At 33.3% G+C, this 14306-nt stretch carries 13 protein-coding genes, 1 tRNA gene and 1 other annotated feature; of the genes, 6 read left to right on the top strand and 8 right to left on the bottom strand.

The window, feature by feature from the left end:
• The first annotated feature begins 80 nt into the window (after nt 1-80).
• From ACOX6R_RS04935 to bioA, 3 genes are read left to right on the top strand one after another with little or no spacing between them, the layout of a single operon-like run.
• Complete coding sequence (locus ACOX6R_RS04935; RefSeq protein ID WP_433447865.1) at nt 81-635, top strand: biotin transporter BioY; 555 nt, start codon at nt 81-83, stop codon at nt 633-635.
• Nucleotides 632-1324: a dethiobiotin synthase gene (bioD, locus tag ACOX6R_RS04930; RefSeq protein WP_433447863.1), complete on the top strand. Its 693-nt coding sequence runs from the start codon at nt 632-634 to the stop codon at nt 1322-1324. Before ACOX6R_RS04935 ends, bioD begins: the two co-directional genes overlap by 4 nt.
• A complete protein-coding gene (gene bioA, locus ACOX6R_RS04925) occupies nt 1321-2697 on the top strand; it encodes an adenosylmethionine--8-amino-7-oxononanoate transaminase (RefSeq protein ID WP_433447861.1) in 1377 nt (458 codons plus the stop codon). Before bioD ends, bioA begins: the two co-directional genes overlap by 4 nt.
• Before the next feature lie 62 nt (nt 2698-2759).
• Here the strand turns inward: bioA and ACOX6R_RS04920 are convergent, their stop codons facing one another.
• From ACOX6R_RS04920 to ACOX6R_RS04905, 4 genes are read right to left on the bottom strand one after another with little or no spacing between them, the layout of a single operon-like run.
• Nucleotides 2760-3827: an MBL fold metallo-hydrolase gene (locus ACOX6R_RS04920; RefSeq protein WP_433447859.1), complete on the bottom strand. Its 1068-nt coding sequence runs from the start codon at nt 3825-3827 to the stop codon at nt 2760-2762.
• A gap of 1 nt (nt 3828) precedes the next feature.
• Entirely contained in the window at nt 3829-5487 is a 1659-nt protein-coding gene (locus ACOX6R_RS04915) for an ABC transporter permease (RefSeq protein ID WP_433447858.1), read from the bottom strand.
• A 15-nt stretch (nt 5488-5502) separates the two neighbouring features.
• Entirely contained in the window at nt 5503-6537 is a 1035-nt protein-coding gene (locus ACOX6R_RS04910) for an ABC transporter substrate-binding protein (RefSeq protein ID WP_433447856.1), read from the bottom strand.
• 15 nt (nt 6538-6552) lie between these two features.
• The gene (locus tag ACOX6R_RS04905; protein ID WP_433447854.1) at nt 6553-7512 is read right to left on the bottom strand and encodes an ABC transporter ATP-binding protein; all 960 of its coding nucleotides are present in this window, start codon (nt 7510-7512) and stop codon (nt 6553-6555) included.
• 170 nt (nt 7513-7682) lie between these two features.
• Between ACOX6R_RS04905 and ACOX6R_RS04900 the strand changes: the two genes are divergently transcribed.
• The 3 genes from ACOX6R_RS04900 to ACOX6R_RS04890 all read left to right on the top strand — a co-directional run bounded on the left by ACOX6R_RS04900 (nt 7683) and on the right by ACOX6R_RS04890 (nt 9709).
• Nucleotides 7683-8576: a ribonuclease H-like domain-containing protein gene (locus ACOX6R_RS04900; RefSeq protein WP_433447852.1), complete on the top strand. Its 894-nt coding sequence runs from the start codon at nt 7683-7685 to the stop codon at nt 8574-8576.
• A gap of 89 nt (nt 8577-8665) precedes the next feature.
• Nucleotides 8666-8893 (top strand) — a binding site (T-box leader).
• Between the two features lie 71 nt (nt 8894-8964).
• On the top strand, nt 8965-9537 hold the full coding sequence (locus tag ACOX6R_RS04895) for a tryptophan transporter (protein WP_433447850.1): 573 nt from the start codon (nt 8965-8967) through the stop codon (nt 9535-9537).
• A gap of 98 nt (nt 9538-9635) precedes the next feature.
• Nucleotides 9636-9709 (top strand) — tRNA-Cys (locus ACOX6R_RS04890).
• A gap of 77 nt (nt 9710-9786) precedes the next feature.
• Here ACOX6R_RS04890 and ACOX6R_RS04885 read toward each other — a convergent pair.
• From ACOX6R_RS04885 to ACOX6R_RS04870, 4 genes are all read right to left on the bottom strand, one after another.
• Nucleotides 9787-10014, bottom strand: a complete 228-nt coding sequence (locus ACOX6R_RS04885; protein ID WP_433447848.1) for a hypothetical protein — start codon at nt 10012-10014, stop codon at nt 9787-9789.
• Nucleotides 10015-10073: 59 nt separating this feature from the next.
• A complete protein-coding gene (locus ACOX6R_RS04880) occupies nt 10074-10820 on the bottom strand; it encodes an HAD family hydrolase (RefSeq protein ID WP_433447846.1) in 747 nt (248 codons plus the stop codon).
• Between the two features lie 37 nt (nt 10821-10857).
• Nucleotides 10858-12150 carry a bifunctional folylpolyglutamate synthase/dihydrofolate synthase gene (locus tag ACOX6R_RS04875; RefSeq protein WP_433447844.1) on the bottom strand — a complete coding sequence of 431 codons (1293 nt, stop codon included), beginning with the start codon at nt 12148-12150 and terminating at the stop codon, nt 10858-10860.
• Nucleotides 12147-14306, bottom strand: a 2160-nt coding sequence (locus tag ACOX6R_RS04870; protein ID WP_433447842.1) for a valine--tRNA ligase, incomplete at its 5' end; no start/stop codon positions are given. The genes ACOX6R_RS04870 and ACOX6R_RS04875, both read right to left, overlap by 4 nt.

Genomic DNA, 14306 nt, shown 5'->3' with positions numbered 1-14306 from the left:
ATTTATTGTTATCTTTATTTTATTTTAGGTTGACAAAATATTTTAAACTCAATATACTTTTATAGGAAAAGGGGGAATTTATGTTAAATTTAAAAAAAAGAAAAATGACAACAAAGGAATTGACAAAGAGTTCGCTTTTTATTGATTTAATTGCAATTGGTGCTCAAATTAAGGTGCCCATACCTTACATACCTTTTACGCTCCAATTTTTATTTACAAATCTGTGCGGACTACTTCTCGGTGGCGATGTTGCTCTTATGTGCATTCTAAGTTATGTAATCATGGGGCTAATTGGTCTACCTGTATTTACAACAGGCGGAGGAATTTCTTATATATTTAGCCCAAGCTTTGGATACTTAATTGGCTTTGCCATAGGTGCATACTTCGCAGGCAAATTTATGGAAAATAAAGTTTATAACAACAAAAATATTTTTATCGCAGGGCTTATAAATATAATAACTGTCTATCTCTTGGGAGCAATTTATTTTTATTTAATTTCAAATTTTTATCTGGGCAATCCATCAACAATAAAAAATGTTTTGCTCTACTGTATATTACTTCCAATGCCAGCTGATTTATTTTTATGCCTTGTTTCTATACCAATAGCAAAGAGATTAAGGAGGGCTATATTTTGAAAAAAGGAATTTTTATAACAGCAACAGGAACCGACGTGGGAAAAACTTATATTTCTGCAAATCTCATTAAAGAATTAAAAAAAGAAGGCGTAGATATAAGTTACTTTAAAGCAGCACTTTCTGGTGCAGAAGGAGAAGATTTAATTCCGGGAGATGCAAAGTTTGTAAAAGACTTAAATAACTTGAGTGCAACCTTTGATGAAATGGTCTGCTATATCTTTAAAGATGCAGTCTCACCTCATCTAGCTGCCAGAAAAGAAAATGTCGAGATAGATCTTGATTTTATCAAAAAAAGATTTTTTGAAGAGCTTAAAAAATACGACGCACTCCTCATGGAAGGTGCAGGAGGCATAGTTTGTCCAATCTATTTTGAAAAAGATAAAAAAATTATGCTAGAAGATGTAATTAAAACTTTGGGTCTTTCTACAATCGTAGTTGCCGATGCAGGCCTTGGTACAATAAATCACACAGTTCTTACGCTAAATTATCTAAAAGATGTTGGAATAGAAGTAAAAGGAGTTATCTTAAATAATTACGACGATTCTTGGATGGATAAAGATAACTTAAAATGCATTGAAGAGCTAAGTGGCAAAAAGGTACTTGCAATTTGTGAGCACAATGGAGACTTACAAAAGAGATATGACTTTAAGTGGACGGATATTTTAGATGAAGTAAAGGAGACAAAATGAAAAACTATAATGAAATGAGTATGGATGAGCTGCAGGAGCTTGATTTAAAATATATATGGCATCCATGTTCACAAATGAAAGATTACGAAGAACTTCCACCAATTGTAATTAAAGAAGGTCACGGCGTTTATTTAAAAGACGTAAACGGTAAGGAATACATAGATGTAGTGAGTTCATGGTGGTGCAACTTGATTGGTCACACTAACGAAGCCGTAACAAGCAGCATAAAAAATCAGCTTGATAAGCTTGAGCATGTAATCTTTGCAAACTTCACCCACCCTCCTATAGTCGAAGTATGCGACAGACTTATAAAATATCTGCCAAAGGGCCTAAGTAAATTTAATTTTTCAGACAATGGATCTGCAGCAGTTGAGTGCGCATTAAAGATGGCATTTCAATATCACAAACAAATTGGAGACTCTAAAAGAAAAAGATTTATGTGTCTATCAGACGGTTACCACGGCGAAACTATTGGAGCATTATCTGTGGGTTCAATGGATTTATATTCAAAAATTTATAAACCAATGCTAATGGATGCGATTCACGTCAAGGCTCCTGATTGTTTTAGATGTCCATTTAATAAAAATAGAGAAATTTGTAATATCGAATGCAGATGTTTTGTGGAAGAAGATTTTAAAAAATACGGAAAAGAAACTGCAGCAATAATAATTGAGCCCGTGCTTCAAGGAGCTGCCGGAATGAGAATCTATCCTCCAAAGTACATCAAAATATTAAGAGAGCTTTGCGATGAATATGGCGTACTACTTATTGGCGATGAAATCGCAACCGGCTTTGGAAGAACTGGAAAGTTCTTTGCCATGGAACACGCAGAAGTCACTCCTGATATAATGACTATCTCAAAGGGACTTACTGGTGGATTTATGCCAATGGCTGCAACTATTACAACAGATAAAATCTATGACGCTTTTTATGGAGATTACAACGCTCACGTTGCCTTTATGCACTCCCACACTTATAGCGGAAACCCTCTTGGAGCAAGCGCCGCAATCGGAGTATTAAACTTCTTAGAAGAAAATAATACTTTAGAGAAGGCAAATGAATTTGCGCCAAAATTAAATAAAATGATATGCGATGAATTTGAAAATGAAAAAAATATCGGTGAGATAAGACAAATTGGACTGATAAACGCCCTTGAAATTGTAAAAGATAGAAAAACTAAAGAACCATTCGATCCAAAAATAAGACTTGAATACCAAATTTATAAAAAGGCACTGGAGAAAGGTCTTCTATTAAGAGCAATTGGAGATATCCTCTATTTTAATCCACCTCTAACATTTACAGAAGAAGAGGCAAGAAAGTCAATAAAAATTATGCGCGAAGCCTATGATGAAGTTTTAAAACAAATATTATAAAATTTAACAAAAAGTTTTTTAAGTCATATAAAAAGTGAGGAGACTTTTGCCTTCTCACTTTTTTATATTATATAATCTTTCTTCTTAACATTTAAATTCTTAGAATGGTATGGGATTGAATTTAAAAAGTTATTTTCTTTTAAAATTTTTAAATATTCGCCGTAATTTTGGTGAACTGGATATCTCAGTTTATACATTTTGCCTTCCTTCACTAACTCATCTGCATAGGTCCCGTCATAAACTGTTCCCGTTGAGATGGAGGTACCATTCATGCTTAAAATTTTATCAACAGTTCTTCTCGAAATTTTATTTTTAAGCTGAGCATCTGAAATAAATACTATGCCAGATTCATTTTCATCATATAGATTTATGTCTCTATCTATTTGAATTTTTTTATGCCAAAATTTATCTTTCTTAAATTTCTCTAATGAATTTAAAAATATCTGATCGCCGAAATAATCTACATCTTTTAAATTGTCGCTTAAGATTTTAAATATTTCTATTCCCCTTCCGTATTTAGGAACGGGAAATGCAATTAAATTTTTTGATTTTAAAAATTCTTCTGTCTTATCAACAATATTTCTCCTGTAAGTGTAAATGTCAGTGTCATCTTTTCCATAAGCCGAGTCAATTATGGCAAAATCTGCCTTTATGTTTCTCAATAAATCGCATTCATAAATTAGTGAATTCTCAGTATAATCGCCCGAAAATAATATTGACTTGTCCTTTTCATAAAATTTATACCAAACTGCTCCCGCGCAGTGACCAGTTCGTCCCCAATCTATTACAGCTCTCTTATAAAAAGCTCTCTTGCCTTTACTTATGCTCTCAAGTGTAACCTTATTTTTAATTTGAAACGGAATTTGCGACAAAGTTTCAAAAGATGCGATTATATCACCATTAAACCCTCTATCGCATATAAAATTTATTGCACCTGTGTGGTCATTATGCGAGTGAGTTAAAAAGACTGCGTCTAGTTTATTTATCTCTCTATCATTTAAGTGAGGGTACGGATCTTCTATATCAGATATTTTTATTCCGCAGTCGACGAGAAAGCGCAAATCTTCTGTTTCGACATAAAAACAGTTCCTTCCGTGTTCTCCCACTCCGCCACAAATTCTAAGTTTCATCTTAATTCGCCTTCTCTTTTTCTACAAATGTTTTAAATATCACAAGTGCCAAGATGGTTATTATAACACATATAACTGCCATGCTCATTCCCAAAGAGACGCTTCCTTGTTCAAACTCTCTATTGATATAAGTCGAAACGACAAGAGTGTTTGGTGGTGCGATTAAACTTGCCGTTACAAGTTCTCTAAAGGCTATAATAAAAATCATCATCCATCCCGAAAAAATCCCCTTCGAAATCATTGGTAGAGTTATTTTTCTAAATACATAGGAAGGATCTGCGCCAAATATTCTTCCCGCTTCCAACAAACTTTCATTTATCTGCGTAAACGAAGATGTGACATAGGAAACTGTAAATGGAAGAAACAAAATCACATAGGAAAGAATCATTATTCCCAATGTATTGTAGAGCGGTATTACTTTATAGATTGCATTCCAAAATAGCATTATTCCCAAAACTATTACAATGCTTGGAAGCATTTCTGGAATTAAACTTATGCCTTCTAGAGCTTTTTTGATAAAGCCTTTGGATTTTCTGACGTGAACTACTACAAAAGTTCCCAAAACCGAACATATTGTCGCAGAAGATATGGCTAGAAACATCGAATTTTTTATGGCCTTTAACGCCTTTGAAGTTTCAAATAATTCTTTGTAATGATCAAAGGTGAAATTTCCCGCAGCAAGTCCATAACCTCTTAACTTAATTATTGAAGTAGTTATGATTGAAAAATACGGAACAACAATTGCTATTAAAATGACTATAAAAATCCAGATCCAAGCAAATACTTTTCCCGCGTTTGAAAGATTTGTTTTGACAGGCCTTGTGCCCTTTCCTCCCACAAGTCTATAGCTCTTCTTGTTGGTTATGTGATTTTGTAATAGCCACATGAACATACAAATAAATATTAGTACCGATGATAGGCTCGCTGATGTTCCAAAATCAACGGGAGCAGTAGTGGAGTACTTGGGGATATCCGTTGTAAAAACATAAAAACCTATTCGACGCCCCAAAGTGTATGGAGTTCCATATTCAGATAGAGTTTTTACAAATACTAAAAGCGCTCCAATTGCAAAATTTCCAGTTAAAAGCGGCGCAAAAATCTTTCTCAATCTGACAGATTTAGATGCGCCAAAAACTGCTGCACTCTCCTCAAGACTTGCGGGAATATTTACAATTGCATTTTTTAAAATAGTCATGAGAAACGGAAAAATATTTAGACTCATAACTAAAACTAATCCTGCAAAACTAAAAAACTTTTCAGATAAATTCCCAGTTGATGCAAAAAGCTGCTGAAAAAGTCCATTCTTTTGCATAAATAGAATCCAACCCATTGAAGCAATGTATGGCGGCGTCATAAACGGAATCATAAAAACTATATCAAAAAATTTATATTTAGAAAGTTCAGTGCGCGCCAAAATATAAGCCGTCGGAGATGCAATAATTGTGGAACAAATTACAACTGCAAGACCAAGTAGTAGCGAATTTGAAATTGTATTTAGATTTTGTTTACTGGTGATTTTTTGCCAAACCCCATATAAATCAAACTGGCCATCTACTATGATCGCTTTTTGAAATATAGATATGAGTGGGCAAATAATCAAAAATATTAAAAGAATTAGCAGTAAGACCGTCTTCCAATTCTCTTTAAGAGTTTTTTTCATAAGCCCTCTTTAAAATTATTTACAAAGTTCTTTAAGTCTTGAAGCAGTATCAGAGGCAACGCTCATCATCTTGTCCCAATCTGTAGGAACTACTGGAATGTCCTTTAGATTACTTCTTGTATCGTATTCGATATTTTTAGATGCTGGCAACAAGTAAGCATCTGCAACTAATTCTTGTGCCTCATCGCTAAACAAAAAATCTACAAAAGCTTTTGCGTTTTCCATATTTGGTGCTGTCTTTAAAATCATAGCAGGACGTGGATTAATTACTGTTCCTGATTTAGGATAATAAATTTCTAGAGGCTCTCCCTTGTCGATTGATGAATATGCATTGTAGTCAACGCCAGCAATAAGAATTGCCTTTTCGCCAGTTGTAACTGCTTCTAAAGCTGCCTTGTTTGCTCCTGGAATTACAAGTCCGTTATTTGCCCAGTCTTCTAAAATTTTATCTCCATCATCAGTTCCTGTAACAAATCCAGCAAGAAAATCTTTTGCTGCTCCTGATTTTTCTGGATCTGGAATTGCAATCATGTCTTTATATTTTGGATCTGCAAGTTCGCCCCAGTCTGCATCAAGCTCTGGCACTAAATTTTTGTTGTAAATAACTCCAACAGCAGAGGCACTTGATCCAAATAATGTGTTGTCGCTGTCGATAAATCCTTCATTTACATTGTCTTTTTCTTTTAATTCATAGCTTTCTAGTTTTCCATCAGATTTTAGTGTCAATCCATCTGACCAAGAAGCAAGAATTACAACATCAGCTACAGGGTTAGACTCTTCTGCTTCCAAACGAGCAAGAATTTCTCCCGTAGTTCCTTGGAATTGTTCAACTTCTACACCAGTTTTTTCTGTGAAGCTCTCAGCTAAATTATCTGCAAGACCTGCTGGAGAAGGCACATAAACAGTGACTTTACCTGAAAGTTTTTCTCCATCTTCTTCTACCTTATTTGCATTTTTATTTTCAGATCCATTGGATTTATTGCTACCACAGCTTGTTAAGGCAAATACTGCTAGTATTACCAATGTTATACTAATTAATTTTCTTTTCATTTAAAAAATTCCTCCCTAATTTTCTACAAATATTATATTCTTTGGATCAACAAATATTTTTAGCTTTTCGCCTGGACTATATTTTTTGTCGCTATTAAATGTCCAAGTCTTATCGCCAAATAATAGTGTGAGTTCATAAGTATCTCCAAGATACTGCACGCTTTGTACAGTAAGCTCATATGATAGTCCACCGTCTATTTTTGTTTTTGTCGCATCAGTGGGTCTAAATAATCTATTTTCATCTATCCAATTAGATTTTCCAACAAACCTCGCCACAAATTCAGACTTTGGACTGTGATAGATGACTTCAGGTTTGTCATACTGTTCTACATAACCGCCGTTTAGCACTGCAATCTTATCACTCATGCTCATTGCTTCTGTCTGGTCATGAGTTACAAATACAGAAGTTATGTCAAGAGAAGATGTCATATCTTTTAATTCATGTCTCATCTGTTCTCTAAGTAGGGCATCTAATGCAGAAAGAGGTTCGTCAAAAAGTATGCAACCGGGCTTTATTACAATCGTCCTTGCAAATGCAACTCTTTGCTGTTGTCCTCCCGAAAGCTCGTGAGGGTATCTGTCTAAAAAGTCATCTAACTTAACAGTTTTAAGAGCATCTATTACTCTACTTTTTAAATTGTCTGTATCACCTGTTGCGCGAAGTCCAAAAGCCACATTTTCAAAAACTCTCATGTGAGGCCAAAGAGCAAAATCTTGAAACACAAAAGCCAAATTTCTTTTTTCAGGAGGAAGATTTACTTTCTTTTCTTTAGAAAAATAACAACAATCATCAATCCAAATCTCTCCGTCATCTGGTGTCTCTAGACCAGCAATCATTCTAAGTAGAGTTGTCTTTCCGCAACCAGAAGGACCAAGCAGTGTAGTAAAACTGCCATCATCTATTTTGAAAGTTGTTGGATGAATTACCTCTTTATCACCAAAACTCTTTGAGATATTTACTAAATTAATTTCCATAAATCCTCTCCTTATATAATAAAAAAATTATATCTTTAAAATATTAAGAGTCTATATATTCAATGTAAAGTTTTTATATAGGATGTATTAAGCTTAAAGCTTTAAATAAGTAAGAAAAGTATTTTTAACTAATAAAACTTATGAAATGATATAATAGTTGTGGTGATTGTATGAAAAAAATAATTACTAAGCTAAGTAAAAAATCTCCCAAGAGTTATTTAAAAATCGAAACCACTGGACTTTCTAAAAATAATGACACTATTATCTCCCTATCGGTTATAGAAAGAGAAACTGATTTTATTAAAACTCTAGTTGCAGAAGATTTAAAAGACGAAGAGAAGATAATTGAATATTTAAAAAATAATTTAAAGGACGATGTATACTTTACTTTAAGCGGCAACTCCTTTGACAAGCCATTTATTAATGAGAAATTATATTTTTATTTTGACAAAAGTTTTGACAAAGAGTTTATGGATTTGCAAAAAGTTGCCAAAAATTACAATTACCTCTTTAACTTAAATTCATACTCCAACAAAAGCCTTCTAAATTTTTTTGATATAAAACTCGGAAATGTTAATGGAAGAGATGTTTCAAAACTTTACAAAGATTATTTGCTTGGAGATGAAAAATCATTGGATGAAATTATTGAATTCTCCATCTCAAATATGAAAAATTTATTTGTTTTGCACGAAAAATTAGATAATTTTATTGAGGATAAGATGAGTTTTTCTGTCGACAAATTTGATTTTTCAATAAAAAACATAATTCTCAATAAAAATATTTTAATAATTGATGGAGACACAAATTTTCCCCAAAAAATATTTGAGACTAATGTAAATTACACTCTCATAGCGCAAGGTGACTTTAAACTTGAAATAAATACAGAAGACCTGCCCTACGATGAGGATTACCTATGCTACTTCGTCAGAAAAAATAAATTTGGCAGATTAGAAAATAAATCAAAGGTCAAAAGCCCCAGCGAAATTTTAATTTTGTACTATAAAAACTATTTGTTTGAAAATATTTTAGAACTTACAAAATTAATAATTTTAAATACAATATAATTTTTTGTATTTTATGAAATATTGTTCTAAATCATAAAATTATTGTTTTCTCCTTGACATTTAATTTTAACATAGTATAATTTGTAGTTAATAAAATGTTGATTAGAAAGTAGTAACTATATATTTAATTTATAGAGATCTGGTGTTTGGTGGAAACCAGAAATTAAAATATAGCGAATGGGTCTATGAATGCGAGGCGAATTACAGTAGCTAAGACGGTTTTCTCCCGTTATCGAGATAGGATATGTTAGTATCTGAAAGAGGCAAGTTATCTTGCAATTAAGGATGGCACCGCGAATTTACCATTTGCTCCTTTTTGGGAGCAAGTGGTTTTTTTTATTCCTTGATACTATATATCTTTTAAAAATTATTTAAAGGAGATATAAAAATGAAAGAAAATGTAAGAAGAACTAAAGAAAGAAATAATGTAATCACTAAGAAAAACACAAAAGTTATGGTAACTTCATCAGTTTTAATGGCTCTTGGACTTGTACTTCACATCATAATGCCGAGCGCAGGAATAAAACCCGACTTCCTCTTGGCGTGTATGTTTATTGCCATCACTATTTCTGAAAATAAAAGGCAGGTTCTTGGCATCACAATTGCATCAGGAATACTTACGGCCATGACTACCAACTTCCCAGCAGGACAATTGCCATCAATGATAGATAAATTTTTATCTGGGTTTTTATTTTTAGCTTTATTTAATTTTATAAAAGCTCACAATAAAGAAAATATCATTTATGTGGGGATAATTTCTGCAATTTCAACATTTGTATCAGGTATTTGTTTTTTAACTTCAGTATATATACTAGGCAGAATTGTTGGAATCGCCGATGTACTTTCTATTTTTTCAAATGGAATTTATGCAATGGTAACTCTAATTGTCTTGCCAACTTCCATTGCCAATGGATTCTTTGCAGGACTTCTTTATAAAGTTTCAAGATTGAAGAGAAGATAATAATAATTTAATTAACAAGTGGAATTTATATAATTTTAAAAACTATGTAAATTCTACTTGTAATTTTTATTTATAAATGCTATACTTATTATTGTTACGGCGACATAGCCAAGTGGTAAGGCACGGGTCTGCAACACCCTTACCGCCGGTTCAAATCCGGCTGTCGCCTCCAAATCGATCTATCTTAAGAGGTAGATCTTTTTTTATGCCCAAAATAAAAAAGAGACTCTCTGAGCCTCTTTAAAAAAATTATTTAGTTTCTGTATAGATTTCTGTTGGACCATCAGATCCGCCAATCATCTCAACTTCTCCATCTTTTGTCATTTCTTTCCACTCTTCATTGGAAATCTTTCTATTAAGTCGCTCTTCCATCTCTGATTTTGTTAGTCCCTCATTATTTTTAGTATTAGATTTGTTGTAGAAAAATCCACCAGCAAAAACTAAAAGAACGAGAACTAGAAGAAAACTCTTTCTCACACTCTCACCTCTTTATAAATTAAAAATATTATACTATAAAATATCTAATTATTTAATTTTTATAAACTATTAAAATATTTATAAATTTCATATCTCGCTTCTTCTGCATTCTTTGCATTTGTCATGGCATAATTACTAGACTCCTCGCCAAAGTGAATGGCATGCATCCCCATTGCAAGAGCTGCCAGGCAGTCATTTCTAATATTATCGCCAACCATTACGGAGTCTTTTGAAGATGCGTGAGATTCATCTAAAATTATTTTATAAAATTTTAAATCAGGCTTTCCAACCATATATTCTCCAGAGACAAAAATATAATCAAAATCATCTCTAATGCTTGCAGCATCAATCTTTGCCTGTTGGACTTCTGAGGCTCCATTTGTTATAAGACTAGTTAAATATCCATCACTTCTAAGTTCTCTTACGAGCTCCATCATTCCAGGAATTTTAACTGAATAATCATACCTCATATTTAAAATTTCTCTATAAAACTCATCCTCATTAAAATCAACTTTATAGACTTCCTTTAAATCTCTTGCAATTTCATGCTTAAACTTTGGAATGTCTGCAAATTCATAATCATCACTTACCATTAGTAGATCCACTGGCGCAAGACCAATCAAGTCATTTATTGGATAGTCGGCATATTTGTAGAGATTTTTTCTTGCAATAGTTCTAAAAGTTTTTAAAAATTCTATGTCATCGAGACTCGGGTCTACAAGATTTTTAATCTTAAAAAATATGCTGTTACTTATTGGCGTCGAATCTAGAATCGTGTCGTCTAAATCAAAAAATACTGCCCTCATATTACCTCCATTATAAAATAAGGATGGTCTCCCATCCTCAAATGCTATAGTCGTAATTTAAAATTTTTGAACGCGCTTCACTGACAAAATAAAGTGAACCTGTGATTAAAATTAAATCGCCCTTTTCATAATTTTTCTTATAAAAAGAAAGTGCATCTTCAACTTCCATAACCTTTGCACTTAGTCCAAAACTCTTCGCCTCTGAAATTAATTCTTCTGTGCTTGAGCTTCTCTTGTAGTGCAAGTCCACAAAAATAACCTCATCAGTAAATTTTGAAATTTCTTCAAGCATCTTCGCGTGCTCTTTATCTAATAATACAGACATAATTAAGTGAAGCTTATTAAATTTAAAATTTTGAAGTGACTCTGTTAATTTTTTTATTCCGTCAAAATTGTGTGCTCCGTCCAAAATAATTAGCGGATCTTTTGACACAATTTCCATTCTTCCTGCCCACACAGAATTTTTAATTCCTTCTTTTATATCTTCTAAATCTACCTTTAAAATATTTTTCTTATTTAAAAGATAAAGGGCATATATTGCACCAATTGCATTTTCAATTTGATACTCGCCAATTTGTTTTGTTGAAAAATCTTCCCAGTCGTCAAGTTTTAATTTAAATTCCGAACCACTTAAGTCTGATTTTATTATTTCTCTTTCCAAGTTATAAGAATAGTAAAGTGAGGCTTGCTTTTCCTCTGCTTCATCAAGCAAAACTTTTAAGACTTTTGGATCTCTATTGTTTGTAACAATAATTCCGTTCTCGTTAATTATGCCAGCTTTTTCTGATGCAATTTTTTCTATTGTATCTCCCAAAAATTCCATGTGGTCCATTGAAATTGATGTGATTATAGAAATTAATTTTTCTTTGTCGAAAATATTTGTGGAGTCGGCCCTTCCGCCCATTCCAACTTCCATTATGGCTATATCTATTTTTTCTTTTTCAAAATAAATTATTGCCATAATAGTTAGAAATTCGAAAAGGTTAAGTCTTCCATGTTCTTCTTCAACTGTCTTTTCATTTTCTAAAATAAATTCAGAAATTTTTACAAAATCATCTTCACTTATTTCCACATCGTTGATTTTAATTCTGTCTCTATAAGTTATTAGGTGAGGAGACACAAATGTCCCCACCCTATAATCTTTTTTAAGCACGTCTTTTAAAAAGTTAACCGTTGAACCCTTGCCGTTAGTTCCGCCAACGTGAATTACTTTTAAATTCTTCTCAGGTGATCCAACGCTTTTTAAAAACTCTCTAATTCTAACATTGCCGCTGGACTTAAACTGTCCAATTCTCGACTCAATGTTTTCTATTACTTCTTCGTAATTCATAGATTTTCTTCCACTTTCGCAATTTGCGTATCAATTGTCTTTAGAATTTCTTCGTACTTAGTTACTTTTTCTTTTTCCTCGTTTACAAGTTTTTCTGGAGCTTTTGAAATAAATCCTTCGTTAGAAAGTTTGCCTTTTGCCCTCTTAAGTTCAGACTCGGCATCTTTCTTTTCTTTTTGAAGTCTCTTTAATTCCTTTTCAAAGTCCACAAGTTCTTTAAGCGGCAAAAGAATTTCTGATCTGTCTAGAACAATTGAAATATTGTCGCTGTCACTCTTATCTTTTTCGTCAATTATTTCAACTGAGTTTGAATAACCAAGGTTTAATAAAATTCCCTTAGTATTTTCAAAGATTTCTTTAATCTCGATATCCTTTGTAACTACAACTGTGTTAGATTTTTTAGAGTTTTCGATATTCATCTCTGCTCTTGCATTTCTAATTTCACGAATTGCATTTTCAATATATTCTGTTGCTTTTTCTTCTTTTTCGAACACGAATTTCTCTTCGTATTTTGGCCAACTAGAAATTATTAGCGCCTCTTTTCTATTTGGAAGAGCTTGCCAAATTTCTTCTGTGATGTATGGCATAAATGGATGAAGAAGTTTCAAAATATTTTCAAGCACATATAGTAGCACCTTCATTGTGTTTGTCTTCATGTCTTTATCGTCAGAATAAAGAATTGGTTTTACCATTTCAATGTACCAGTCGCAGAAGTCAGACCAAATGAAGCTGTAAATGTCATCAGCTGCAAGTCCAATCTCGTATTTGTCAATTTTTTCTGTAATTGATTTAATAGTCTTTTGAAGTTTTGAGATTATCCATTTGTCTGCATAAGAAAGTTTTTCTACATCAAAGTTTGAATCAATATCTTCATCAGGTAGGTTCATCATCAAAAATCTTGTCGCATTCCAAAGTTTGTTTGCGAAGTTTCTATTTGCTTCAACTCTTTTTGTGTAGAATCTCATGTCGTTTCCTGGAGTGTTACCAGTTACTAGAGTAAATCTAAGCGCATCTGCACCATAATCTTTAATGATATCAAGGGGATCAATTCCGTTTCCAAGAGATTTACTCATCTTGCGACCTTGGTCATCACGCACAAGTCCGTTTAAAAGTACATCTTTAAATGGAAGCTTGCCAGTTTGCTCAAGCGCTGAGAACACCATTCTGATTACCCAGAAGAAAATAATGTCGTAACCTGTTACAAGTACATTTGTTGGATAGAAATAATTTAGCTCCGGTGTATCTTCTGGCCAACCCATTGTTGAGAAAGGCCAAAGTGCTGATGAAAACCAAGTGTCCAGTGTGTCCTCATCTTGCGTGTAAGTTTTACCTTCGTGACCTTTTGTGTTTGATGGATCAGTTCTTGAAACTACTATCTCATCGTCACTATCAGAGTACCAAACTGGAAGTCTGTGTCCCCACCAAAGCTGTCTTGAAATATTCCAGTCTCTAATGTTTTCGAGCCAATTTTCATAAACTTTTCCGAATCTTTCAGGAATAATTCTAAGATTTCCCTTTCTATATTCTTCTAGAGCAGGCCTCGCAAGTGGTTCCATCTTAACGAACCACTGTTTAGAAATAAGCGGCTCAATAACTGTTCCACATCTTTCGCAGTGGCCAACGGCGTTGTGGTGATCTTTTTTGCCAAGGAAGAATCCTTTGTCTTCAAAATCTTTTATAATCTTCTTTCTAGCTTCAAATCTTTCAAGACCTGCATAAGCACCTGCGTTTTCATTTAGATGTCCCTTGCCATCCATTATAATTAATTGTCCAAGACCGTGGCGAGAACCTACTTCAAAGTCGTTAGGGTCATGTGATGGAGTGATTTTAACTGCACCAGAACCAAATACCATGTCGACATATTCGTCGGCAATAATTGGAATTTTTTTGTTGTCCATTACTGGAATCATTACATATTCGCCAACTAAATCCTTGTATCTTTCATCATTTGGATTGACAGCAATTGCAAGGTCTCCAGGGATTGTCTCAGGACGAGTTGTTGCAATTTCTATTCCGCCGTCTCTATCTGCAAATGGATATTTAAAATGCCAAATAGATCCGTCGTGCTCAATGTGTTCCACTTCTGCATCAGAAATTGATGTCTCGCATGATGGACAGTAATTTATTATTCTGTTTCCTCTATAGATTAGTCCTTT

Origin of the sequence: Peptoniphilus sp., from assembly GCF_050943655.1 — a bacterium.
In the GTDB taxonomy this organism is placed as follows: Bacteria; Bacillota; Clostridia; order Tissierellales; family Peptoniphilaceae; genus Peptoniphilus_A.
The sequence above is the reverse complement of the archived record's forward strand: the minus strand, read 5'-3'. Positions and strand labels throughout refer to the sequence as shown.

Coding starts and splice junctions, on each gene's coding strand:
- ACOX6R_RS04935 (WP_433447865.1), top strand. CDS start 81: ATGTTAAATTTAAAAAAAAGAAAAATGACAACAAAGGAATTGACAAAG.
- bioA (WP_433447861.1), top strand. CDS start 1,321: ATGAAAAACTATAATGAAATGAGTATGGATGAGCTGCAGGAGCTTGAT.
- ACOX6R_RS04920 (WP_433447859.1), bottom strand. CDS start 3,827: ATGAAACTTAGAATTTGTGGCGGAGTGGGAGAACACGGAAGGAACTGT.
- ACOX6R_RS04915 (WP_433447858.1), bottom strand. CDS start 5,487: ATGAAAAAAACTCTTAAAGAGAATTGGAAGACGGTCTTACTGCTAATT.
- ACOX6R_RS04910 (WP_433447856.1), bottom strand. CDS start 6,537: ATGAAAAGAAAATTAATTAGTATAACATTGGTAATACTAGCAGTATTT.
- ACOX6R_RS04905 (WP_433447854.1), bottom strand. CDS start 7,512: ATGGAAATTAATTTAGTAAATATCTCAAAGAGTTTTGGTGATAAAGAG.
- ACOX6R_RS04900 (WP_433447852.1), top strand. CDS start 7,683: ATGAAAAAAATAATTACTAAGCTAAGTAAAAAATCTCCCAAGAGTTAT.
- ACOX6R_RS04895 (WP_433447850.1), top strand. CDS start 8,965: ATGAAAGAAAATGTAAGAAGAACTAAAGAAAGAAATAATGTAATCACT.
- ACOX6R_RS04880 (WP_433447846.1), bottom strand. CDS start 10,820: ATGAGGGCAGTATTTTTTGATTTAGACGACACGATTCTAGATTCGACG.
- ACOX6R_RS04875 (WP_433447844.1), bottom strand. CDS start 12,150: ATGAATTACGAAGAAGTAATAGAAAACATTGAGTCGAGAATTGGACAG.